Here is a 24913-nt window from a genome sequence, read left to right on the forward strand (position 1 = left end):
CGTTGTTTCAAATTATGGGTAATACTTTTCAGATTTGATATTTCGATCACGTTCCCTCTGCATTTATCCCCTTAAATGCATTTCCTTACTGAAAGTATTGCCAGTGGTTTTGCAGTTTAGTGAATGTAATCACACATATTGAAACAATGTTTTGATAAATTAACACCAAGATTTTGAACATAACTTTCACTGAATACTCGTTAGCATTCGAGTTGCAGCCCCCCTGCAGCTTGAAGAATGACGGGTATATGAATTGTCATTTTAAGGAGAGCATCATGGCTAAAGGTATGCGGGTTAAGCTGGTTTATGAAGTGAGTCAGGACCCGGACACAGGCGTCGAAGTCACCCGTTTAACGCCACCAGAAGTAACGTGCCATCGCAATTACTTCTATCAAAAATGCTTCACTCAGGATGGCAGTAAGCTACTGTTTGCTGGCGAGTTTGACGGCAACTGGAATTACTATCTGTTGGATATCGCCGCCGCCGAAGCGGTGCAATTAACTGAAGGCACTGGCGACAACACCTTTGGTGGCTTCCTCTCCCCGGATGACAAATCTCTCTATTATGTGAAGAACGAACGCACGCTGCTGGAAGTTAACCTTGAAACGCTGGTTGAACGTGAAGTTTATCGTGTGCCTGCTGACTGGGTTGGTTACGGCACATGGGTTGCCAACAGCGATTGCACAAAACTTGTGGGTATCGAAATCTCCAAAGATGATTGGGTACCGTTAAACGACTGGAAGATCTTCCATGACTTTTTCCATAAAGGACCAAACTGCCGCTTGCTGCGTGTTGATCTGCAAACCGGTGAAAGTGCCGTTATCCACCAGGAAAAAAACTGGCTCGGCCACCCAATCTACCGCCCGTTCGATGACAACACCGTTGCGTTCTGTCACGAAGGCCCACACGACCTGGTTGATGCACGTATGTGGATGGTCAACGAAGATGGTAGCAACGTGCGCAAAGTAAAAGAGCACGCCGAAGGCGAAAGCTGCACGCATGAATTCTGGGTGCCGAACGGTTCGTCCTTAATGTACGTTTCCTACCTGAAAGGCCAGCAAGGCCGTACTATTTATAGCTACAATCCAGATAACGGCGAAAATACAGAAGTCATGCAGATGCCAGCATGTTCACACCTGATGAGTAACTTCGATGGTTCGCTGCTGGTGGGTGACGGTTCCGGTACTCCGGTCGACGTTAAAGATACTAGTGGTTATACCATCGACAACGATCCGTATTTATATGCCTTCGATGTAGCGAAAAAAGCTTATTTCCGCGTAGCTCGCCACGATACTTCCTGGGCAACTTTTGCTAATAGCCGTCAGGTTACGCATCCGCATCCTTCATTTACTCCGGATGACAGTGCCATCTTATTCAGCTCAGATAAAGATGGTAAACCTGCACTGTATATTGCCAAAATGCCTGCTAATCCAGAGTTAATTTCTGCCTGATAAATAAACATAGTGTACCCTGTGTAGGCCTTGCCTTCTCTTTATGAGAGGGCTTTTTTATATCTATTTATTTAGGGTGTTGACTGTGTACTTAAAACTAATTTCTTTATGTCATATTCAAATATAAAAAAGCCTCTGCTAATAGCAGAGGCTGGGAGAGGATATTAAAGGATTAAACTATCAGAAGGAGTATGCAACACCGACACGTAAACGGGTCTGACGGTCATCGCGATCATTTACCCCTACGTTACCGACTTCACCATATGGAGCCCAGTTTTTATCCAATTTATAAGCCAACTTCACGTTGTATTCCTGAGAATAAGGCTTGTTATTATTACGAGCATTACCCTCTTCACTGCGTGCGTAAACATAGTTTAGCTCGGTACGCCAGTCACCCATCACGAAGCCTGCCCATGCGTCACCACGGTTGACTTTATCGTCATCTTTCTTAGCATTAGCCGGGTAGCGGGTGTAATCATAACGGTAACGAGCAGCAACATAGAAGCCATTGTCGAAGCTATATTGCACACGTAAGTTTGGCTTATAGATAGAACGGCTATCGTTACTTTCAATATTAAAACCAGGTGTTACAGAGAAATTTTTATCGGCTTTCCATTGCCAGCTAATAGCTTCTTCATGGCCATTACCAACAAAGTCACTAAATGGCTGATCGGTATTATCACCACCTGATTTCCATTTCGCTTCTACAGAGAAACCGAAACCATTTGCAAAACGATGTGAAACTGAGACGCGATCGGCGTTGGTTGAGTCCGTTTTACCACCGTCAATGAATTCATGGCGTAAGTCGACGGTCACAGCTTGAGCTGCAAAAGAAGCACCAATCAACATTGCCAGACCCAGAGTTTTCTTCAACATAAATAAATCCCTCATTGAAATATCGTTTCATTATTATGAAACTGAATTTTATTTTTAAATGAACATCATTTTAGTGATCGAGATCGTAAATATTTATGTCAAAATTAACACATGGTAATCTTCGTGATGGCTATCAACAAAACAAACAATTCGTATCGAAATTAAGCGACACCCATCACGCAAAAAATGCAAAGCACGCCAATCAAACATTATTTCAATAATGTTTTAATTTATTTACATAAAGTATTTTTGTGACTTAAATAAAACTAAAGAAAACCCCTTTGATTAATTTTAATTCGAATAATAACGTAGGGGATTACAATAAAATTATTCACAGAGAATGAGAATTAAGGCAAATGAGCTGAAAGGTTCTTAACAACGGGAAAAGAATCATCTGAGGATAATGACGTTAAATAAAACCTATAAAAATGAGATACCGATTAAAGAAAAAGGCACCTTCATAACGAAGGTGCCTTTCCATTGATAAACAGGACTGCGTTGGGCATTAATCTCTCTCGATGGCTAAAGCGACTCCCTGCCCGCCTCCAATACACAACGTCGCCAGGCCTTTTTTGGCATCACGCTTAATCATTTCATGCACTAGCGAAACCAGGATTCGACAACCAGAGGCACCAATTGGATGCCCCAACGCCAACGCGCCGCCGTTGACATTCACTTTGCGCTCATCCCACTCAAGCATTTTTCCCACCGAAAGCGCCTGCGCCGCAAAGGCCTCATTCGCTTCAATCAGATCCAACTCATCAAGCGACCATCCTGCTCGCTCGAGACAACGCTGCGTAGCTGTCACAGGTGCAATGCCCATATACGCAGGATCAACACCAACGCTTGCAAATGCTCTGATACGAGCGAGCACTGGTAAATTCAGCTCTTCGGCTTTGCTGGCACTCATCATTAACACCGCCGCGGCACCATCATTAATAGAAGAGGCATTTCCCGCGGTTACGCTTCCCAAAATATCGAAGGTTGGGCGCAGTTGCGCCAGAGCTTCGGCACTGGCATCGGTACGCGGTTGCTCGTCAGTATCGACAACTACTGATTTCCCGGAGTTGAGTTCAACAGTCACCGGCACAATTTCATCTTTAAAACGCCCGGCATCAATCGCTGCTCGCGCTTTATGCTGCGATGCCAGAGCGTAGGCATCCTGACTTTCACGGCTGATACCATATTCACGCGCAAGGTTTTCAGCCGTCACGCCCATATGGTAGTCGTTGAAGGCATCCCACAATCCATCGTGAACCAGGCTGTCGATAAGTTGGCTATTACCCAGGCCAGCACCGTTACGGCTATCGGCCAAAACGTGTGGTGCGCGACTCATATTCTCCTGGCCACCAGCAATCACCACATCAGCTTCACCGCACTGAATCGCCTGCGTCGCAAGATGAAGTGCTTTTAAGCCGGAGCCACAAACATCATTAATAGTGATAGCGGAAACAGACCAAGGCAAACCACTATTTAGTGCGGTTTGTCGCGCGGGGTTTTGCCCCGCGCCCGCAGTTAGAACCTGGCCCAGAATCACTTCATCAACTTCTTGTTCACTTACGCCGCTGCGTTCTAGTAGCGCTTTAACCACCGCACTCCCCAGTTCCGAAGCGCTACGTGGTGAAAGAGCCCCTTGAAAGCAGCCAATAGGCGTTCGTGCAGCCCCCACGATCACGACATCTTTCATCATTATCTCCGCAACGTTGCGACTGCTTTTCTGGAAAGGTTATAAGCCCCGGCGACGATCTTTTTCGATGTACATTGCCGCATCAGCTTCACGCAAAGCTAAATCGTGATCGGTATCTGCTGGGTTGACTGCAACAACACCAATGCTGGGACCCGCATAATTAATCACACTGGAATGTAGCTGATACTCGCCAGTCAGCAAGTTTGCCAGCCTAATTTTGAATGCCTGCGCCGCTTGTAGAGCCTCATCAGAGGCTGAAGGCCCAACGCTTGCCACAACAAACTCATCACCACCAACACGCCCAATGATTTCATCAGGATGCGTCCCTTTTTGTAAACGCTGCCCAATTGCACACAGAAAACTATCGCCAACGCCATGGCCATAAGCGTCATTAATCTCTTTGAAATCATCAAGATCAGCAAAAGCCAACAACACAAAGCGCGCATCATTGCGAGCCTGCGAAAAGAGTTTCGGTAACTGTTCAAATACAGCTCTGCGATTAGGCAGCCCCGTCAGTTCATCAGTATAGCTGGCGGTGGTAAGCGCGGCGTTTGCCTGCTGAAGTTGCTGCAAAAGCTGTTCATTTTGAATTTGCTGAGCAATCAACTGCGCAAACAATTGCAGGACTTGCTCGCTACGCTCGGTCAAAATGCGATGCTCAGAACTGGCTGCGCAAAGTGTTCCATATAAAGAACCATCCGCAAGCGTGACAGGCGTACTGACGTAAGTGGTAATACCTAATGCCTTCGCGGCCTGGGAATCGCCCCATACATTCGCCACATCGCAGGTATAGCGCTTTCCTTCGTCGAGTGCGCGCTTGCAAAGCGTGTCACCCCACGGCACGCAAAGCCCCTCAGGAATTTGCATATGTCGGGAATTACGAGCAAAAAGAATATGTTGGAAACTGCCATCAGGTTCGATTCGCGTCAGATAAGTTGACTCCATATTGGTTACCAGTTCGAGCATTTCCAGCAGCTGTCGGACAAGTCCCTCAAGAGTGTATTCAGATTCTAACGCGGTGGAAATGCGCTCGATAAGATTGTCAGACATAAAATCGGGTATACCTTTTTAATTAATCGCACAGATGTAAGGCTCAGATGCGCACGTTTTTAACATATTTTTCATACGACTTCCCCTGCCAAATATGACAAATGGGAGTCTGCTTCCAGTGGATGGATTCATTTGTTCAGAAGATTGGAGAAGTGTGTAGCTCAGGGAGTTGTCTGCGAAATCGACGTGGTGATAACGAAGAGAGCAGGCGGTGTAAGATTCACCGCCAGCTTAATAACGGACTCAGGCTTTCATCCTGCACCAGCGCACGCAGCCCGGGTAATTTGCAGCATTGCTGAAGTATCACAGGCAGAGGGAGTATTTCATTTTGCAGCAGTACCACATTTTCCAGCTCTCCCCAGAAATACCATCCGTTTGCGACATTGCTCGCAGGCACCAATAAATGCAGATGCATGCCGCGCTGCGGTTCATCCGGCAGCCCTAACCAATGGCTAAATCGCTGTATTTCTGGTGTATCGGGCACTGCCAGCACACAGCGCTGCACCTGCGATGTCGGAATATAAAAATGCATATTCCCGAGAGTGATTCTTACTGCCGCAAGACTAAGCGAGTGAGTCATAGCCGCTGGTTTCCAGATAACGCTCAAAGACTAAATTCAAATCCAGCAGCGCAAAATACTCGTGCCCGACAGGAACGATCCCGACCACCACTTTTTGCATGGCAGCAGATAAATTATCAGCCGCTGGATGAATCAGGCTTTCAGCCACATCCAGCACATCTATTAATTTATCGATAAGAACCCCGCTTTGCATTTTATTGCCACGGCCAATAAGAATTGTGCGTTTGCCTGGTACATCCTGCCCCGCGGTTTCAATTAGCCGATTTATGTTAATCACCGACTCAACGCGACCGCGATGATTAATCACCCCTTCAAGAGAAGGCGGGCAGCCCGGCACCCATGAAACAGGGCGCTCGGCCAGGATCTCTTTTATTTGCGAACCGTAAAAAGCAAAATTTTTGTCAGCTTGCTTAAACAAAACAAGGCTACATTGCGGTTCATCAACGTTGGCAATTTCCCGATGCTCATCCTGATAAAGACTGAGTATTTGCTCTAATGGCTCGCTCATGCCACTTCCTTATCATCAGCAATACAATAACGGTTACGGCCATGCTGTTTTGCTGAATATAGAGCCTGGTCTGCACGTTCGCGGATAGTTTCTATTTTGTCTCCCGGATGCCAGGAGGCAATTCCCGCACTGAAGGTATTACTGAAGTTAGTCTGGTTGACTGAGAAGTGAATTTTTTCAAATCCCTGACGCAGTCTTTCAACCACTGCGGCTGCCTGTTCTTTGGTGGTGGCCGGCATAATTATCGCAAACTCTTCCCCGCCATAGCGCCCCACAATATCGGTGCTGCGTAAACGATGTGAGAAAAGCTGTGAGATACCCAGAATCACCTGATCGCCCGCAACATGGCCGTAGGTATCATTGATATTTTTAAAGTGGTCTAAATCGACCATGACCAGACTAAATGGAATGCCGCTGTAGTTGGACTCGGTGATCGCGCTTTCCAGATAATGCGTCGTCGTTGAGTGGTTATACAGGCCCGTCAAACTATCCTGAGACATACGAGCACGCAGCGTACGCATTCTTTCTGCTCGAATTGAAACCGCATTAATTAACTCCTGCGGATCGGCCTGCTTAATAATAAAATCTTCCGCACCGGTACTCATCGCCCCAAACTGGGTTTTTTTATTGGTTTCGCTGGAGAGATAGGCGATTGGCAAACCGATATGTTGTGGGATCTGACGAATCAGTTTTGTCAGTTCTTCGCCACTGTAATCCGGCATGTGGAAATCCATCAGAACAATATCGATCGGATGGGTATTGAGAACATTCAGCAGGTGCGGAACCTGGGTAAGAACATGCACTTCCATTCCCGCCATACGCAGCATTTCGGCATTGTATTGCGCGACTTCGGGCTCATCATCAATCAGTAAAACCTGATACGGTTTTTTCAGTGACGGCTGCGTTAAGCGGTGCAGCTCCTGAACTAAATCGGTGGTTGATGCAGGTTTCACATAGTAACCATCACATCCCGCTTTAATCGCATTGATGCGGGCGTGGAAATGGCTATGGCAGGAAAGATAAAGCACCGGGAAAGGTGTGCCGACTTTACTTCTCAGGTCAGACATCGCAAGCGGGCCGCCATAAGCGTTATCCGGGAAGCTGACATCCATAATGACCACTGACGGCGGCTGTGATAACACTGCTTTGGTAAAATCTGCCGTGTTGGTAAACACATAACAGATAAAGCCAAAGCAGCGAAGTTGGGTTGCCAGTAATTCAGCCTGATCGCATTCATCATCACACAGATAAACAGGCTTAATGGTGCGGTTAATCGCAACCTCTTCCTGAGTAGAAGCCGCTATGGGGAACTTAACTAAAGAATCTGCCCCACGACGTGCGCTCTCCGCCTGCTCTTCAGTTAATGCATATAACTGCCGCATTATCTCGCCAAGCTTGGTGTACTTCGTATCCGAAACAGAATGGCTCACCAGCAGATGCTCACCTTCAGCAGCCTGGCTGGCAATTTTCGTGAACCCAAACGACGCGCTGGTTCCGTGGATGCTATGCAACAAAAGGTGCAATTGCTTACTATCCACTTCGTTCGGCTCAACGACTAATTTCGCCAGCAGCCCATCAGCCTGGTCCAACATCACGGGAATACGCTGCAAAAAGCGCTGACGCAAACGAGCGATTTTATCTTGAGCAGTATTCATCGTATTCTGCATAAATTCTTGTTTTATCATGATTTATATTTGCTCATCCGCAGCATCTGGCTTAAGTAATTCATTCACTACAGCCACCAGTCTTTCTGCCATATTCTCGTCTTTCTTCACCCAACAATCTGGGATGATGGTGATGTCTGTCATCTCACTGGCGCTGAGTAAAATAAAAGGTTTTTTCCAACCGTTGGCCCGCAAAACCTCTAATAGATCCAGCCCGGTAATTTCCGGCATATGGAAATCGCTGATGACCAAATCGATTCCATCATCAGAATCAAGATTGGCTAATGCGGTCATTGCACTTTCAGCAAGCACCACTTCATAGCCGCTCATTTCCAGAAATACCGAAGCCAATTCAGCGGCAAACAAATCATCATCAACTAATAAAACACGCATCTCTTTTCTCACTTTTTAAGCCTTTAGCATAAAAGCATTTTTAATGTTTCTATGAGGCTGTCCTGTTCGAAATCACCCTTGGCTATATATGCATCCGCACCCACCTGGATTCCTCGGCGGCGATCTTCTTCTTTAGCCCGTGAAGTCACGATAATAATCGGAATATGTTGGTAGTTATCTTCGGCACGCAATGCTTTAGTGAGCGAGAATCCATCCATCACAGGCATTTCTACATCCGTCAATACTGCGTCAAACTGTGTTAGACGCGCTTTTTGTAACCCCGAGAATCCATCTTCGGCGAGCGTGACCTGATAGCCGTGTGCTTCCAGAACGTTTTTCTCAATTTCACGCGTATTCAATGAGTCATCAACTATCAGCACATGCCATGAGTTCTGTCGAACCTGCGGCTTAGGTGCAGCAGTCCGTGGCTGCCCTTGTTTTTGTGCCATCTCCATCAGAACCGGAACTTGCAAGATACTGACCAGTTGGTTGTCCTGGCTCAGAACCATGCCGGAGACAAGCGGCTGCTGCTGCATATGCTTTGGCAGAGGCTTAATCATCATGCTGCGTTCGTCGAGCAATCGGTCCACCAGCATCGCCATCTTGCCAAACTGGTTCTGAATGATGATAAGCAGCAAGTCGCTCGCATTAGAGGCCGATGAGTTTTGCCCTCCGGGCCTCTCGTTGATGCGCAGTAATTCGGCAGCTGAGATAACCGGGATAAATTCGTTGTGCAGAATAATTGCCGGACGACCGGCAATGTCACGAACTTCACCACGAGAATATTTAACAACCTCAACGACATACTGAGCAGCAAGGCCAAAAAGATGGTTCTGCTGTTCAAACTGCAAAATGCGCATCATTGCCAGAGAAATGGGCAGCCTAATTATAAAGGTGGTGCCTTGCCCTGGGCGGCTATGGACCTGAAGCGTGCCTTGTAAATCAGTCACAATAGTCTTGCGAACAATATCCAGGCCCACACCACGGCCGGATAATTCAGTGACAATCTTGCTGGTTGAGAAACCCGGGTGGAAAATAAGCTCGTTACATTCGAGCTCTGAAAGCTGATCAACAACAGCTGCATCAACCAAACCACGAGCCACTGCTTTAGAGCGAATCGCCGGGTAATCCAGACCACGACCATCGTCCTCTACGCGTAACAAAATTCCGCGCCCGTCTTGCTGAGTCGTCAGCGTGATGGTGCCACGAGCCGACTTCCCAAGTGCCACGCGTTCAGCCGCTTCACCAATACCGTGGTCGATAGCATTACGCAGCAGGTGGGTTAGCGGCTCGGAAAGTCTGTCTATTAATTGTCTGTCGATCTCAACTTCGCCACCTAAAATGCGGCAATCCACCTGCTTATTCAGGGAGGCCGCTAATTCACGCACCTGCATAGAGACCGGCTCAAAGAGCATCGAAACAGGAAGCATACGAATGGTGGTGGCAACATCATAAAGTTCGTACATCTGAAGATGCTGAACCTGAAAATCTTCTTTTAGCTTGCGGCTGAATTGCAGGACCTGCTTGCGCAGTTGTTCTACATCCATGTGAGAGATACGCGGCCCCAGATTAACTAAACTCTGTACCTGCTGCTCAAGGCGGTCATGACTGGCGACAACTTCACCGAGGATGTTAATCAGGTCATCGAGTTTGTCGAGCTTAACGCGTACCGAACCCGCCTGTTTTAACCCACCGTCTAATATTTCAAGCGATGGCAACGTGACTGGCTTTTCTACCGGAGCTTTAACCACTTCATCAGCCGCTGTGTCTATTTCTCCACGGCTGGCACGGGCTAATTGCTCGCATAATGCAACATCTGCCGGAGGCAGCTGATTATTACCTTCACTTGCCGACAGCTGCGCCAGTTGATTTGAAATGTAGTCGCAAGCCTGAAGAATTAAGGTGCCAAGGTTTTGGTTAGGCTCGAGTTTCTTATCTCGTAGCTCACTTAATATCTCTTCAAGCTGATGGGTAACATCGGCGATGCTTTGTAATTTGAGCATACGCGCGCCCCCTTTCAGGGTGTGTGCCGCACGGAACATCTCTCCGATTTGTGCGTCGGTATTTTGACCAGACGAGAGCAGGAACGCCCCCTCTTTTACGGTATGTAAATGGCCGTTTGCTTCATCAATAAAGCGCAGCACAAATTTTTTAAGATCGATAGCCATACGGTTCTCTATTGCCCATCCTGAGTGGTGAACTGCGCCAACTGATGTTCACAAAGAAAACGAAACGAATTACTCGGAAATGACAGTGGCAGCCGCAGCGCGCAGGCGTTCCCAGCATTGTTCATTTCGGCGTTGAGTAATTGCAGTGTAATGCGGTAGGTCCGCTGGGCCGGGCGGTATAACTCACTTTGTCGGTACATTTCCGCAAGGTAGTAATGGGCAGGCCAATAACTTGGTTGTTGATAAACAACCTCTTTAAACCAGGCAATGGCTTGTTGGGTATGCTGCTGCCACATCATTGCCATGCCGAGCAACATTTTTGCTTCCGCAGACCATTCATCCAGCTCCAGCACGTGTTTCGCACTCAGAGCCGTTTGCTCGAACTCACATTTTTCCAGCGCAATGGCGCCTTTGATAACCAGTGCTTCCTGATTATGAATATCGCTATCGAGCACCTGGCCAATCCACTCTTCCGCCTCGGCAAAGCGTTTATCCGTAACACAAGCTAGAGCCTTTTTAATCCAGTTATCGTACTGCTGTGCAGAAGGAACAGGAGCGGCAACAAATGGTGCTTCGGCTGGAATAACTGGAGTAATAATTCTTGGCTGTACGCTGGGTGCCGGAGCATGAGTTCGTGATGCCTGGGGCTGGCAAAAGTAGAAATTGCCGAACTCTTGCTTGAGTTTCAGGATGCCAAAGTTATTTGCCAGCGTCTCCGCGTTACCAAAGAAGAGCGCCCCTTCCGGTTGCAGCATGTTCAGCAGATTAAAATGCAGCGCTCGGCGCGTTTCGACATCAAAATAGATGGAGACGTTACGCAGCAAAATAATATCGAATTTGGGCTGTAGCTGTTCTTTGACGATATTTGCGCGATGGAACTTCACTTTATTGTGAATCACATCGTGTAACTGGAACTGGTTACCGTTGCGCGTGAAATAGGTTTGCTGCAACAACGGATCAACACCACGGAAAGAGTAGCTGGAATAACTTGCCGCTCGGGCTTTATCCAGAATCTTTGTGTCAATGTCACAGCCGTGAATATCCACATTGTCCGTAAATTTATCGTGGAATTTCTGATGAAGTTTTATTGCCAGAGAGTAGGCTTCTTCACCCGAAGAACAGCCTGCGCTTAAGATGCGCACTGGGCCGCTGCGCTGCTCAAGAATACGTGGCACCAGCTTATCGCAAATGATGTCCAGCACATCTGGCTCACGGAAAAAGTAGGTTTCGTTAATCGTCAGCAGGCTAAGAAGTTTGTCGAACTCGACAGTCGAGACACTGAGAATCTCATAGTATTCTTCGAAGCTCTCTTTTCCGCGCTCAGAGATGCGCTGATGCAATGCCGCATTGAGCAATCCTTCCATGCCATTAAAAAAATGCAGGCCCACTCTGTCCTTGATAAGTGTTTTAAAAGCCGCAATATTTGGGATCATGGCTGTTTGCCCTCATAGGACCCAAGGCGAGCCATCGATAACAAAGTCCCGGCAAGCTTTTCCAACGGCAGAATTTTATGGATGATATTTTTATCAATGGCGAATTTATTCATACCGAACACGACAGAAGAGTTTTCATCTTGAGCCAGCGTTTTACCGCCTTTTTTATAGATGGCTTCAATTCCATGACAGCCATCACTCCCCATACCGGTCATGATGAGTCCGACGGATTTTTCACCATAAACCTCAGCGACGGACTCCAGCAGTAAGTTACAACTCGGATGATAGACATCACTCGTTTTACGAGGAATGGCAGCTAACCGATGGTATTTCTTAACCACCAGATGGTGTTCGGGAGGCAGGATATAGACATGGCCTGCACACAGGACGTCGTTTTCCTGAGCAAGCTGAACAACAAGTCCAGTGACGCTATCCAGCCACTCCACCATACTTTTGGCAAAACCGTCGGCAATGTGCTGAGCAATAATAATCGGGCAAGGAAAATCTGCAGGCAGTGCCTGCAGTAATTTGCTCAGCGCCTGCGGCCCACCCGTTGAGCAGGCGATTGCCAATACATAAGGCCACTCTCGGTGATATGCCTCGTCAAAGACAGGAGCCTGAACGCAATCGGGCTGAACCTCGGGGTGGTGGCGCAAACCCTGGATATGGCGAATCACTTTAACACCGACCAGCATTTCGACCTGACGGTGTAGGGCTTTGGTCGCGAGCACCGAGTCCCCCTGGTTGCTCACCACAGCCAGCGCTCCACGTGTGATGAACTCGGCATCCCACTGCGCATCGGAATAATAGCGCATCACCATGATAGGAATTGCGCAGGTCGCCATGATCGTTTCGACGGTTTCTACGTTTTCCGGACCTGGCGCACCTAAGGTCAACAACAGAAGTTGCGGAGCCATCTTTTGGACCAGCGTCGCCGCTTGTTCGCGATGCACTGCCTGGCCTACGACTTCGATGTTGTTGTTAATCTCAAGCTGTCGAATCAGGGAGTTACGCGACACACTCCCATGATCGACGATGAGCACCCTGATTTTAGGCCTGTTCATCAGGTCTATCCGTCAATTTGAAAGACCCTGAGGCCTGGTTCAACTCTTCAGATAACTGAGTCATATCCTGGCTGATGGACAGAATGTCTTTAATTGATTGAGAGGTATAATTACTGGCAACCACGATTTCACGCAAAGCCATAACAACCTGATTGCTTGCGGTTTTCTGCTGTTGAGTCGACAGTGAAATCTGCATAGCAGCAGTGGATGTTTGCTCAGCTGTAGCCACAATATCGTGTAAACGATCGGCGCTGACTTTACAGGCTTTGGTACCTGCTTTAATGCTGTTGCTACCTTTCTCTGCGTTAAGAACCAGGCGATTAATCGAGTTCTGAATTTCGCTGATTTTATTCTCAATCTCAAAAGTAGATTCAGTCACTGAGTCTGCCAGACGGCGAATTTCTGCTGCAACCACCGAGAAACGTTTACCGGACTCACCAGCACTTGAAGCTTCCAGCGCTGCATTGAAGGCAATGAGCTTAGTCTGATCCGCGACGTTGTTGATGATTACCATCACGCGGCTTATCTCTTTAGACTTGTTACCGAGCATCATAATTTCGCGCATGCTTTGCTGGTTGTCGCTGTCGATATCAGACATGCGAGTAAGCAATTCACCCATTGAGTCGGAACCCTTGTTACAGTCATCAAGAGTCACATTGGCAATGTCTACGACTGCGCGAGAATGCTCGGCAATCTGCGTAGAAGAAGCCGACAACTCTTCCATCGTCGAAGTGATTTCTGCTACCGAAGAAGAGGTTTCAACACTAGTAGAAGCCTGGCCATCAACAGCCTCAGTAATTTTCAGTGCCGCTTCATGTACGTGATGAGCATGAGAAACAACCCCACCTACCAACGCATGCAAAGAAGCCCGCATCTTTTCATTAGCGCTCAGCAGTTCACCGATTTCATCTTTATGATCGATACGAATATCAACGGTAAGGTCACCTTGAGAAATCGATTGAGAAATTTTCAATACGTTCTGCAAGCGCTTGGAAATCAGGATTCGGCTGGTTCCGGCAATCAACAGCAAAATCACCGGCATCAGCAGCAAGCTGAAAAGCAGCAGGCTATTGCGTACCAGGTTGCTGCTGCGGGCAACATCATCAACATAACTGGTGGTGGCGATGATCCAGTTAATCCCATCAATATATTCAAACACCGCGACTCTTTTGCGAGGCGCTGCGCCATAACCACTAACGGTTTCGTAATAAATCGTGCCGTTTTTACGCGCTAAAATATCGGCGTAGCGCTTGTAACCGTGAGCGTCGGTCAGGTTTTCAACATGCTGATTCACCAGAGTCGGGTGTGCAACCATCGCACCAGGACTAAACCCAGCATCCAACACATATGCGTAGCCACCCTCGCCGATATGCACAGCTAACAATTCTTTAATGACCGGCTGCAAGGCAAGTTTGACGTCAAAACCAATTGCCACCGCACCGACAACCTGGCCGAATTTATCGGCAATCGGTTCGTAGTGGCTAATGAACTGTTTTCCGTAAATCACCACCACACCAGAGAAAGGTTTGTTTTTGAGTAACGCTGTATATGCAGGGTTGTCATGGCTCAGAACAGTAGAAGTGGCAATTTTTCCTTCTTTACCCTGCAAGGTAGAAGAAACTCGCACAAACTGATCGCCTTCACGCACTAAGGTGGAAGCGAATACGCTGGTTAACTCAGTGAAATGAGCATTGATTTTGGTATCATTTAATAAATCTTTGAGGGCATTCTCATCCAGCGAATGCAGCGGAGCTGGGGACATATTTTGGTAATTATTAATATAAACGTTGCTATAACGTTCAGCGTCCCGCAATACCCTTTTGTATTCAGTGGTGATGTTATTGTGGAAAATCCGCGTATTTGAACGCAGAACCTCCAGCGCATTATCTTGCAACTGAGTCGCCAGGTAAGATGAAAGTAGGAAGGATGCACCAACCAACAATATGCCAATGCATGAAACCAGCATCAGGCCCAGCTTCATGGCGACACCGATTTGCAACTTATGCAGCCATGATGTCAGAAATTTTTCCGTAGTATCTAAGGCGTCAGCTTCCGCGGGTTGCTGCATGTTTAAGAATTTATGCATGAGATTCCAGTGATCTAGATAATGTGAAATTAATGCCGAATTAATGTCTTGCTACGTGCAGTACTCACTGGACACGCGAGCGTAAGGGCCAGAAAAATCATTCTAAGGGAGTGATTTTTCACAGCCATTTCATACCAACGTTAGTAAAGGCACAGGCTTACCGATGTGGTATCCCTGGAGCCAGTCCACGTTCATTTTTTCAAGGGTTCGTTGAATCTTTTCGTTTTCAACATATTCAGCGACTACCTGCATATTCTTCATTCTTGCCACATGGCAGAACGACTCAACGATGTAGTGGCTGAGTTCGTTTTCCGTAATTTCACGGATAAATGAACCGTCGATTTTCAAAATATCGGCGCTGACATCTCTTAAGCGGGCATGGCTTGAAAAGCCCGTTCCGAAGTCATCAATAGCAACCCGACAACCCAGGCTCTTAAGCGAACGAACCGTGTTCTCAGATTGCTCGGTATCCGACAGTGCATCAGCTTCGGTTATTTCAAAGATGATGCGATGTGGGTCCACGCCAAACTGCGTAAGCAATAACTGCACACTATTAACGAAACTTGCACGGCACACCGTTACCGGAGCCAGATTTATCGAAAAACAGTGCTCAGGATGTAACTGCATTGTTTTTAAAGTGTTTTTAATGACCCACAAATCAATATCTGGCGCAAGGCCCGCTTCAGTTGCCACCGGTAAGAACCGATCAGGCGGAATAAAACGACCTTCTTCATCCAGCATTCGCAGCAGTATTTCGTGATACCGCTCTTCACCACGAGTACTGACGATGGGCTGCGCCATTAAGACAAATGCGTCGTTATCCAGCGTTTTCTGTAAGACTGTGCGAATGTCAGTACGGCCCACAATATGGTTTTCAATCTCGCGACTGGACTGAGCTTCGAGGTTTTCAGGCTTGCCGCTCACAACTGATAGCCCGGAGACGATGCCCAGCTTTCCTGTCAGGCTGTAAACGTCATTGCAGAATTGTGTGGCCCGGCAATAACCAAGCCCACTGCGAAAGCCGAGTTGCTGGTTATTATGGGAATAACGAAACGTATTCGCTGACCGGTACAGAATGCTAAGTCTTCCCCAGCTCGGCTGCTCAAGTTTCAGCAACAGACCGTAGCCCGCGTGGTAGTAAACCTTTTCATCGTCATTCAGTTTTGTGCGTAACTCTTCAGCTAGTTTTTTCTGATATCTGGCACGAAAGTGCGTGCCATATCGCCGGGCAAACAGATCCACTTCAGGGACCTGTATCAGACAAACGGTAGAGTTAGGGGATGCTTTTATATCAGCCTTTAATGCCCTGAGATTAGGCATGTTGGTCATGGGGTCTGTGAACCCCATATGAAGCAACTGTTCGAAGCGTAACGTATTGAATCTGGCCAAAACGCCCATGATGACAATGGTCTGGGTAAAGATAAAAATAGCCGTTGAAACAAACACCTGATGAAGCATGAAGTCATCGTTTAGCGCGATATAATTTACGTTGTTCTTTGCCAAAACGATCATCATTACGGTCCAGACAGGCGCCGTGAAAACATAACCGATACGAACAGAGCTCCATAGCATGAGCGGGAAGATTAATATCAGGCTATAAAACGTGAATAAGATGTTGCCCTGGTAAGTAGTATTCAGGCAGTACATCAGAGCAATCAGCAGTAACGACCACGCGGCAAATTGGGGGAAACTCACGCTTGCAGAAAACTGAGCCTTCATCGTCCTTAGGCAAGTAAACCAATACCTGGGACGGCAAATAATCCTTAACACTGTATAAAACAAAGGAATACCGGTAACACACCCGTTCATCACCCCTTGTATTCTGACCAGAACTTCCGAGTTGAAAACATGGTCCAGAACCATTTTCGAATCAACATGGTTGTTCGTAAACAGGCAAATCACTTCACTCATAACTGTGTTTAGCAAAGCATTACAAATGCATAGCCAAACAATTCTTTTGGTCGTGAGCGTTATGCGACCAAAACTTGCCGCACTACGCCAACCCGTACTCTGTTTATAAAGGAAATAGCTGATCAACGCTGCGAACTGATAGCAAAACAGTTCATAGATTTCAGGTTCCGGGCGGTATATCAATGTATAAACCGCGAGCAGAGTAACTCCAGCAATGACTCTGTAGCCAAACAACACCAGCAAAGCAGACAGGGCCGCTAATCTCAGGTCATACACTACCAATACATGATTATCAAAAATCAGATGACTGCTAAGTAGTTGCGCCAGTAAGTAGAGCAGGCACGGAAGTACCAGCGGTAAAACCCACCGTTTATTGGTATACGCTGTGCTATTGCTCACTGTAGAGTCCAAGTATTTAACCCGTCTTGTATGCTTTCGTATGTGATTAATGTGATGTGGTGAGTGTATTGCTAAATGGACAAAAATCTTGCAGCAGATATAATGAATTAAAACAAATGCCGTAATTAATTAACATTCACACCATAGCAAAAAAGAACATACACACTTCCAAGCCAACAGTGATAAAAACAAATAACTAACAATTACGCTTAACTTTAATAATATTTATGATTAATGAATGTTAAAACCGCATCCATCCTCAAGTCATTTTTAATTGTATTCATTTTTCGAACAAAAAAGAACAGCTATTTATAGGTAAAAATGGACAATCATAAACAATTAAAAATATCTAATATCTAACAAAACAAGCTCTCAACACACTGAAAAACAACAAAATTAAAGAAAATATCATTAAGCACAACTAATTATATAATGTTTAATGAAGGACAATACACAATAGTGCTTAACGTGTTTATTTAATACAGACGTTAAAGAGAATCAATCAACGTGGCGGTGTATTTTAGCATGCATTTATTATGATTGACTTGACTAGCAGTGTTAACTATAGTCCCGGCGCGTCGTTTTACCTTTATTTATTATCCAATCAATAATACTACACTATAGTTCATTATTGTTGACGCAACGTCTGATGCACCCCATAAAAACTCACATAAAAGCAACAACCAGACAATATATAGTAATGAGTTAATACCAAAGTTTTAATTCATGAGTCATTCGCATTTATCAGGAAACTAACAATCTGTGGCTAAAAATTTTTTCTCGCTTAAACGCGTAAAAGGTTGGCACCATTCTATCGCAGGGAAAATAACCCAATTCTTGTTGGCTGGTATTCTTATTGCGTTTGGGGCAGGTGCATGTGCTGGTTGGGGCCTGATAGATAGCTTCTCTTACCAGCAATGGGTACACCAGGCTGAAGCGAATGCTCAAATAATGACTTACATCGTCCGTAACGTGTACACCAATGTTGCGGTAGGAACGAGCTCAACCGGGCAAATTACACGTATTGTCTCAGAACATAAACTTGGTGACCCTGACTCAGTCATCCAAACCGGTTATAACCCTGTCGATGTATTGGCACTGGCTTCAGTGCAAACCCGTAACCCGACCTGGCTTTTCCTTTATACGCCAGAAAAAGGCTTTCAGGGCATCAGCAATACTTCAGATTCACAAGAAGCAAAAATAGTCTTTAAAGGGCAAAGAGCCACAGACGTTCTGGTGAACTACTATATTGGCTTCGCTTCTATTAACGGAAAAGAGTGCTTTATTAGTGCCGTCCCAATCCTTGCGCCATCAGGTGAAATTCTTGGTAGTTTGATCAGCAGCATTGGCGATAAAAGTCAGCTATATGCAGCTTACGACGCCATGTTGAAGAAGACCCTTGTCATTTTGGCATTAGTTTTATTGGCAACACTCGCGCTGGTTACCCTCTTTATGCGCCGACTGTTCCGCCCGGTCCCTGTGCTTATTAACTCTTTGACCCGCATTGCACACGAGCAAACCGACCATATTACGCCTTTCTTAGACCAGGATGACGAAATCGGTAAGCTTGCATCGGCAATTGAAAAACTGCGTGTGGCGATGGTGGAACGAGATTACCTGCAACGCATGCAGGAGATGTCGCAAAAAATGGAATACATGGCTCACCATGATTCACTGACCGGCTTCCCGAACCGTGCTTCCTTTAGCCAGGCTCTTGATAAGTGTATCCGCGAAGTGAATCAGAACGGTCAGCTATTCAACCTTCTGCTTATTGATCTTGATAACTTTAAACCGGTAAACGATACCTTCGGCCACTCAGCCGGGGATGAAGTGCTTATCGGTGTTGCCCAACGCTTGTCACTGCTGTTAGGGCCAACAGATTTTGCTGCACGTCTGGGTGGCGATGAGTTTGCAATTCTTCAGAGCGTGAAGTCAGACAATTGCCTGGAAGCCGCCGCGTTGTCGCAAAAAATTGTCCGTGCATTAAGCATTCCGTTTACCTACGGCACAAACTCCTTCGCCATCAGTTGTAGCGTCGGGATTGTCACAGCACCTTCGCAGGGCAATAGCGCTACGACGCTGATGATCAATGCCGACCTGGCCTTGTATGCCTCAAAACACAGTGGCCGTGGCTGCTACCACTTCTTTGAAGATGGCATGATGATGAAGCACACCAACAGTGTGTTTGTGAACCAGGAAATCATTAATAGCATTGATAACAATGAGTTTGTGCTGCACTACCAGCCGATTGTCGATTTGGAAAATGAAACTGTTTGTGGTTATGAATCGCTCATTCGTTGGAACCATCCAACCAAAGGTCTGATATACCCTGATTACTTCATTAATATTGCTGAAGAATCAGGTCTGATTATCCGCCTGGGCGAGTGGATTATTCGCCAGTCCTGTATGGCAGCCGCTAAGTGGCCTGAGACAATAAAAGTTGCCGTTAACATTTCGGCCTATCAACTTCATAGCCCTGGTTTACTTGATATTATTGTTGATGCACTGAAACAAAGTGGCCTCTCGGCAAATCGCCTTGAAATCGAAGTCACTGAATCCGAAAAACTGGATCAGTCCATCGCATTACCCGTCTTTAACAGCATTCGCGAGATGGGCATCTCAATTGCAATGGATGACCTGGGCACTGGGTATGCAGCATTGGATTACCTGCTAATTTACCCATTCACGCGCATTAAAATTGCCCGCACGCTGATTATGAAACTGGAACAAGAAAGTGCCAGTCAGTATCTGGTAGTAATGCTGATTCAATTTGCCCAGAAATATGGCATGAGTGTGACGGCTGAAGGTGTTGAAACCGAACAGCAGCGCACTATTTTACGACGCATTTCCTGCCAAAACGTACAAGGCTACTATTACAGTCGGCCGTTGCCAGAAAAAGATCTAGAGCCAACCTTTGGCAATAAAGTCATCGATGGTGAGGTTTGCAATGCTGAATAAGCCATTGTTTTGTAGAACCTCGTATCTGACCATTGCACTATTGCTTTTGATAAGCCCGCTGTGCCGGGCGCATAACATTCATAGTAAGCCAACCCTGGACAGGATAGCCGAGACAAAGACCATCACACTCGGTTATCAGGATGATGCATTCCCATTTTCGTATGTCGAGTCTCAGAATCCGGCAGGCTATACCATAGATATTTGTAATAAAATCGTTGATGCACTCAAAGTTAAGTTGAAAATAAAAGATCTCAAAGTGCGCTGGATAAAAAGCAGCACCGCCTCGCAGTTTGTTTTAATCAAAAACCACGCGACGGACATGATGTGCATTCCGGCATTTTATTCAGAAGCACGCCACCAACAAGCAGAATTCACCCTCCCCTTTTTCTTTTCCAGCACGCGATTTATCACACGAAAAAATAATGACACAGACACAATCGAAGATTTAGCCGGCCACAGTGTGCTAGTAAAAAGTGGCACAATCTATGTTGAGCAACTGCATCAGCTTAATAAGGTGAACGATCTTAACCTTAATATAGAGCTAGAAAATAATAATAATGCAGCATTTCAGAGTGTTGAATCAGGGGAATTGCCGGCATTAATTTCAAGCTACGTATTGCTTAAAGGCATGATGAGCCTCTCCCCTGATCCTGAGCAGTTCGAAATATCGGATGAAGTGTTTAGCCAGCCAATACCTGCAGGGTTACTCCTGCCATTAAATGATAATGAATTTAAAAATTTCATTGATGACACAATGAAATCAATCCTCGTCAGTAAGGACTTTAATAATTTATATCAACACTGGTTTATGTCACCCATTCCGCCGAAAGCGATAAATCTCAACATACCTATGTCGACTGCACTAAAGGCACTAATTGCATCAACGTCAAGCAATGCGAACTAAAATGAAAAATTTATTTAGTCTCAAGCTAAAGCATTTACTCAATGCATTGATGTTTATACCATTAAGCATGGCATCGCAGCCGTTGTCCGCGGAGCCAACCTCTGTGACTCTTGAGCATATCAAATCAAGTAACACATTAAATATCGGCTATCGCCAGCTTGAGCCGTTTTCATTCCGTGATAGCGACGGAAAAGTCACGGGCTACACCATTGCACTGTGTAATATGATTGCTGATGAATTACGAGTAAGTCTGGGTATCAAAAAACTCGCTGTTCATTATATCCCTATTTTATTTACCGAGCGTGTTTCTGCGCTGAACTCCAGCAAGATTGATTTAGATTGCAGCGTTAATATTGTTGCACCTGAGCGCCAAGGTAGAGTCTCTTTTTCAACTGATTATTTTGTGGCATACATGCGTCTTGTGTCCTTCCGCGCTAATAATATTAAATCTCTTAATGATTTAAAAGGCAGAACAATTTCTGTGCCGCGTGGTTCAAAAACTCTATTAGAATTGAACAGGATTAACCGCGTAAAAAACCTTAACCTTTCGATTGTTACTTCAGATACTGTGGGAGACGCTTTCGATATGATGACGCAAAAGCGTGCAGCAGCATCATTATTGGATGATATTGTAGCTTATCCGTATATCAACCAAAGTGCACATCCAGAAGATTTTACCATTTCGTCTGAGGTTGTTGGTGATAAAATGAGATATGCATTGATGATGAGAAAGGAAGACCCACTATTTGTCGCTTTTATCGACAAAACCCTAGGTCGAATATTCGAGTCGCCACTTAATGCTCAGTTGGTCAACAAGTGGCTGACGCAGAAAGTGGTCGTAAAAAACACACAGAAAACCCAATATTAAGCGCCTCTATGTGGACGTGTAATTGAACTCAGTCAGGAAATTTTTGCATACCAGACTACCTGCGCATTTCATATTTTCTGGCATGCTGTTGTTGTTATTGGCGGGGAGCTCGTTACGTGCTGCCTGGGATTTCACCACCATTCAACAACGCACCGACAAGCTTTATGGCCCTGCATCTTTTGATGCCGGGCAGCGAATTGATGACTGGCAGCAGTTACTGCTTGAGCAGCGAAACAAAAGTGAGTCTGAACAATTAAGTGCAGTGAATCACTTTTTTAACCAGAAGCTGCACTATCGTGAAGATATTGATATCTGGCACGTAATCGACTACTGGGCCACACCGATAGAATCCCTACGAAAAGGGGAGGCAGATTGCGAAGACTACGCCATCGCTAAATATTTCACATTACGTCAGTTAGGTGTTTCGGGAGAAAAGCTGCGTATTACCTACGTTAAAGCCTTGCGTCTTGATAGAGCACACATGGTATTAACCTGGTATGAAACACCCGATGCAATACCGATAGTGCTTGATAGTTTGACGGATAATATTTTGCCTGCAACAAAGCGTACGGATTTATTACCTGTTTATTCCTTTAATGATAACGGTCTATGGTTACCAGGAAGTCAGAATAATAAACGTGTCGGGGATAGTAAGCGCCTTTCTCGCTGGCAGGATGTGTTGAAAAAAATGCGGGACGAAGGTTTCCCGGTTGATGAATAGGATAAGCCTGTGTCTCTTTTCAAACAGCTTCTTATAGCTATCTTTCTTTTTATGCTGATTATTTTCAGCGGCAGTTTTATTGTTAATCTCGAAAGTTCTCGAGAGCAGTACAATAATCAGCTGCTGTCTCATGCGCAGGATGCTGCAACGGCGCTGGGCTTATCACTAACTCCGCACGTTGACGATCCGGCAATGATCGAGCTTATGGTTAGCTCGATTTTTGATAGTGGATACTACGATGCTATCCGCGTTATCGATCAGAGTAGCGGGAAAATCATCCTTGAGCGCACCGCCTCTTTGTCTATTCCTGAGGTTCCACACTGGTTCGTTGCGCTGGTTAATGTCTCTCCGCAAGCCGCTGAAGCCACCATTATGCGCGGTTGGCAGCAGGCTGCACGCGTCGAAGTAGTGAGTAACCCAGTCTTTGCCATTAAGCGTTTGTGGGAAAGTACGTTGGCAAACCTGTTGTGGATGCTGGCCTGTAGCGTCGTATGTATTCTGGCGGGTGCCGCACTATTACGCCGCCAATTGCGCCCTCTCAACTACATGGTCAAACAATCACAAGCTATTACTCGCCGTGAATACCTGACTCAGATCGACTTACCGAAAACCCCAGAGCTGCGCCGTGTGGTTGAAGCCATGAACCTGATGGTCACCAAACTTAAATCATTGTTTGAAGACCAGGCTGAACACAGTGAACGCCTGCACAATGAAGCCTATATCGACAGCCAGACAGGTATTGCGAACCGCCGTGCTTTCGATATGCAGATGCAAACACGTTTAAGCGACGAAGAAACCGCGCCAGGATATTTACTATTACTGCGTATTCAGGATTTGGGTGGCTTGAACCAACGTTTTGGCGGCCCGCATACTGACAACCTGCTCAAACATGTTGCCGATATGATGAATGTGGTGAGAAACCAATACGCCGGCTCAGACAGTATTCTTGCGCGTATCCGTGGTGGTGAATTCGCCCTGCTCTGCCCGGGTGTCACACACAATGAAATGCTGAATTTGCAAAACTCGCTCAATCAGCAGCTTGCCGCATTCTATGCCACCGGTATGTCTGACATGAACCCTGTCGCACATACCGGAATGGTGCCGTTTAGCTACGGCGATTCAGCGCAGTCGCTGATTGTTCAGGCTGACCGCGCGCTGACGGAATCAGAAACGCATACCACGCATCAGACTAATTTCTTGCCTGTAGTACAAACTGATGCCGCCCTGGAAGACCAACATCTGTGGTTTACTCGCCTTGAGAACGCGTTGAGTAAAGAGCAGTTCCAGTTATTCTTCCAGCCGGTTGTCGATTGTAAAAATACGCAGAAAGTCATTCATTACAAAGTGTTGTCGCGCATTGTGGATGAAAACGGCAACAGCATTACCGCTGGCCGCTTCCTGCCATGGATTCACCGCTTTGGATGGAGCCAACGTCTTGACCAGGTGATGTTAAGCCTGACGCTGAAGCAGTTGAAAAGCTTCCCAGGCTATCTGGCGCTCAGCTTGTCCGGAAATTCACTGGCCAATGAGGCGAGCATCAAACAGCTTCTCAGCCCACTGAAGCAAAGCCCACAGCTTGCCAACCGTTTAATTCTGGAGCTGGATGAAAACCAGTTGCCAGAACCTGAGCAGATGGAAGTGTTTATCAAGTCATTGAACCAGTATGGCTGTGGCCTGGGTCTGCAACACTTCGGTAGTCGCTTCGATATGATTGGCCACTTGTCACAATGGGGCCTGGCTTATCTGAAAATCGACTCCAGCTATATCCGCCATATTGATATTGAAAACGATAAGCGCTTGTTTATTGACGTGTTACACGGTGCGACCAACAACATTGATCTGCCATTGATTGCCGAGCGAGTAGAAACCGAAGGTGAACTGCGAGTGCTGCAAGAGGTTGGGATTTATGGTGCGATGGGGCAGTTGTTGGGCGAACCAGCACCATTCTGATGCAGAAAAAAGGGTGGATGGCGCTTAGCGCTTATCCACCCTAATGAACCATAAAACACAACATCATCAATGTAATAGCGTAAATAGTTCGCGTTGCGTCAAGGCGACAAGAGAGCAACAAATTTGTCTGGAACAAATTTGAACGCTGCTTGCAGCGTCCCCAAAGGGGTAAGGCCCATGAATGGGCCGCATAATCCCCAGAAGCTTACAAAAGTAAGTGACTGGGGTTTGTGAACGCAGTC

The 24913-nt window shown here is 46.3% G+C and carries 18 protein-coding genes; 6 read left to right on the forward strand and 12 right to left on the reverse strand.

Annotated elements, in window-relative coordinates:
• The first annotated feature begins 275 nt into the window (after positions 1-275).
• Positions 276-1451: an oligogalacturonate lyase family protein gene (locus M977_RS07015; RefSeq protein WP_064513496.1), complete on the forward strand. Its 1176-nt coding sequence runs from the start codon at positions 276-278 to the stop codon at positions 1449-1451.
• Between the two features lie 180 nt (positions 1452-1631).
• Here the strand turns inward: M977_RS07015 and M977_RS07020 are convergent, their stop codons facing one another.
• The 12 genes from M977_RS07020 to M977_RS07075 form a co-directional block, all read right to left on the reverse strand.
• Entirely contained in the window at positions 1632-2327 is a 696-nt protein-coding gene (locus M977_RS07020) for an oligogalacturonate-specific porin KdgM family protein (protein WP_064513498.1), read from the reverse strand.
• A gap of 505 nt (positions 2328-2832) precedes the next feature.
• Complete coding sequence (locus tag M977_RS07025; protein ID WP_064513500.1) at positions 2833-4014, reverse strand: acetyl-CoA C-acetyltransferase; 1182 nt, start codon at positions 4012-4014, stop codon at positions 2833-2835.
• A gap of 39 nt (positions 4015-4053) precedes the next feature.
• Positions 4054-5064 carry a sensor domain-containing diguanylate cyclase gene (locus M977_RS07030; RefSeq protein ID WP_064513502.1) on the reverse strand — a complete coding sequence of 337 codons (1011 nt, stop codon included), beginning with the start codon at positions 5062-5064 and terminating at the stop codon, positions 4054-4056.
• Positions 5065-5284: 220 nt separating this feature from the next.
• Entirely contained in the window at positions 5285-5644 is a 360-nt protein-coding gene (locus tag M977_RS07035) for a hypothetical protein (protein WP_064513504.1), read from the reverse strand.
• Positions 5628-6152: a chemotaxis protein CheW gene (locus M977_RS07040; protein WP_064513506.1), complete on the reverse strand. Its 525-nt coding sequence runs from the start codon at positions 6150-6152 to the stop codon at positions 5628-5630. Before M977_RS07040 ends, M977_RS07035 begins: the two co-directional genes overlap by 17 nt.
• Positions 6149-7807 carry a diguanylate cyclase gene (locus M977_RS07045; protein ID WP_245163492.1) on the reverse strand — a complete coding sequence of 553 codons (1659 nt, stop codon included), beginning with the start codon at positions 7805-7807 and terminating at the stop codon, positions 6149-6151. The genes M977_RS07040 and M977_RS07045 overlap by 4 nt, the downstream gene beginning before the upstream one ends.
• A 33-nt stretch (positions 7808-7840) precedes the next feature.
• Positions 7841-8221, reverse strand: coding sequence for a response regulator (locus M977_RS07050; RefSeq protein ID WP_245163493.1), 381 nt, complete (start codon positions 8219-8221; stop codon positions 7841-7843).
• An 11-nt stretch (positions 8222-8232) separates the two neighbouring features.
• Positions 8233-10377, reverse strand: coding sequence for a hybrid sensor histidine kinase/response regulator (locus M977_RS07055; protein WP_064513511.1), 2145 nt, complete (start codon positions 10375-10377; stop codon positions 8233-8235).
• Positions 10378-10385: 8 nt separating this feature from the next.
• The gene (locus tag M977_RS07060; protein ID WP_064513513.1) at positions 10386-11810 is read right to left on the reverse strand and encodes a CheR family methyltransferase; all 1425 of its coding nucleotides are present in this window, start codon (positions 11808-11810) and stop codon (positions 10386-10388) included.
• Positions 11807-12874, reverse strand: coding sequence for a chemotaxis protein CheB (locus tag M977_RS07065; protein ID WP_064513515.1), 1068 nt, complete (start codon positions 12872-12874; stop codon positions 11807-11809). Before M977_RS07065 ends, M977_RS07060 begins: the two co-directional genes overlap by 4 nt.
• Positions 12861-14960, reverse strand: coding sequence for a methyl-accepting chemotaxis protein (locus tag M977_RS07070; RefSeq protein ID WP_083962910.1), 2100 nt, complete (start codon positions 14958-14960; stop codon positions 12861-12863). The genes M977_RS07065 and M977_RS07070 overlap by 14 nt, the downstream gene beginning before the upstream one ends.
• A gap of 129 nt (positions 14961-15089) precedes the next feature.
• Complete coding sequence (locus M977_RS07075) at positions 15090-16679, reverse strand: EAL domain-containing protein (RefSeq protein WP_245163494.1); 1590 nt, start codon at positions 16677-16679, stop codon at positions 15090-15092.
• Between the two features lie 1353 nt (positions 16680-18032).
• Between M977_RS07075 and M977_RS07080 the strand changes: the two genes are divergently transcribed.
• The 5 genes from M977_RS07080 to lapD all read left to right on the forward strand — a co-directional run bounded on the left by M977_RS07080 (position 18033) and on the right by lapD (position 24671).
• Positions 18033-20228 carry a putative bifunctional diguanylate cyclase/phosphodiesterase gene (locus tag M977_RS07080; RefSeq protein WP_064513519.1) on the forward strand — a complete coding sequence of 732 codons (2196 nt, stop codon included), beginning with the start codon at positions 18033-18035 and terminating at the stop codon, positions 20226-20228.
• On the forward strand, positions 20218-21132 hold the full coding sequence (locus M977_RS07085) for an amino acid ABC transporter substrate-binding protein (protein ID WP_064513521.1): 915 nt from the start codon (positions 20218-20220) through the stop codon (positions 21130-21132). Before M977_RS07080 ends, M977_RS07085 begins: the two co-directional genes overlap by 11 nt.
• A gap of 1 nt (position 21133) precedes the next feature.
• Positions 21134-22000 (forward strand): transporter substrate-binding domain-containing protein, encoded by an 867-nt coding sequence (locus M977_RS07090; protein ID WP_064513523.1) that lies wholly within the window; start codon positions 21134-21136, stop codon positions 21998-22000.
• A gap of 82 nt (positions 22001-22082) precedes the next feature.
• Complete coding sequence (gene lapG / locus M977_RS07095) at positions 22083-22721, forward strand: cysteine protease LapG (protein WP_064513550.1); 639 nt, start codon at positions 22083-22085, stop codon at positions 22719-22721.
• 9 nt (positions 22722-22730) lie between these two features.
• Complete coding sequence (gene lapD / locus M977_RS07100; RefSeq protein WP_064513524.1) at positions 22731-24671, forward strand: cyclic di-GMP receptor LapD; 1941 nt, start codon at positions 22731-22733, stop codon at positions 24669-24671.
• Positions 24672-24913: the final 242 nt, after the last annotated feature.

Source organism: Buttiauxella gaviniae ATCC 51604, from assembly GCF_001654835.1.
Lineage (GTDB): Bacteria > Pseudomonadota > Gammaproteobacteria > Enterobacterales > Enterobacteriaceae > Buttiauxella > Buttiauxella gaviniae.

Bases quoted from the DNA above. Each gene is read 5' to 3' on its own strand.
- M977_RS07085 (WP_064513521.1), top strand. From the start codon at position 20,218: ATGCTGAATAAGCCATTGTTTTGTAGAACCTCGTATCTGACCATTGCA.
- M977_RS07040 (WP_064513506.1), bottom strand. From the start codon at position 6,152: ATGAGCGAGCCATTAGAGCAAATACTCAGTCTTTATCAGGATGAGCAT.
- M977_RS07065 (WP_064513515.1), bottom strand. From the start codon at position 12,874: ATGAACAGGCCTAAAATCAGGGTGCTCATCGTCGATCATGGGAGTGTG.
- M977_RS07015 (WP_064513496.1), top strand. From the start codon at position 276: ATGGCTAAAGGTATGCGGGTTAAGCTGGTTTATGAAGTGAGTCAGGAC.
- M977_RS07045 (WP_245163492.1), bottom strand. From the start codon at position 7,807: ATGAATACTGCTCAAGATAAAATCGCTCGTTTGCGTCAGCGCTTTTTG.
- M977_RS07070 (WP_083962910.1), bottom strand. From the start codon at position 14,960: ATGCATAAATTCTTAAACATGCAGCAACCCGCGGAAGCTGACGCCTTA.
- M977_RS07020 (WP_064513498.1), bottom strand. From the start codon at position 2,327: ATGTTGAAGAAAACTCTGGGTCTGGCAATGTTGATTGGTGCTTCTTTT.
- M977_RS07090 (WP_064513523.1), top strand. From the start codon at position 21,134: ATGAAAAATTTATTTAGTCTCAAGCTAAAGCATTTACTCAATGCATTG.
- M977_RS07035 (WP_064513504.1), bottom strand. From the start codon at position 5,644: ATGACTCACTCGCTTAGTCTTGCGGCAGTAAGAATCACTCTCGGGAAT.
- M977_RS07075 (WP_245163494.1), bottom strand. From the start codon at position 16,679: ATGAAGGCTCAGTTTTCTGCAAGCGTGAGTTTCCCCCAATTTGCCGCG.
- M977_RS07030 (WP_064513502.1), bottom strand. From the start codon at position 5,064: ATGTCTGACAATCTTATCGAGCGCATTTCCACCGCGTTAGAATCTGAA.
- M977_RS07060 (WP_064513513.1), bottom strand. From the start codon at position 11,810: ATGATCCCAAATATTGCGGCTTTTAAAACACTTATCAAGGACAGAGTG.
- lapG (WP_064513550.1), top strand. From the start codon at position 22,083: ATGCTGTTGTTGTTATTGGCGGGGAGCTCGTTACGTGCTGCCTGGGAT.
- M977_RS07025 (WP_064513500.1), bottom strand. From the start codon at position 4,014: ATGAAAGATGTCGTGATCGTGGGGGCTGCACGAACGCCTATTGGCTGC.
- M977_RS07055 (WP_064513511.1), bottom strand. From the start codon at position 10,377: ATGGCTATCGATCTTAAAAAATTTGTGCTGCGCTTTATTGATGAAGCA.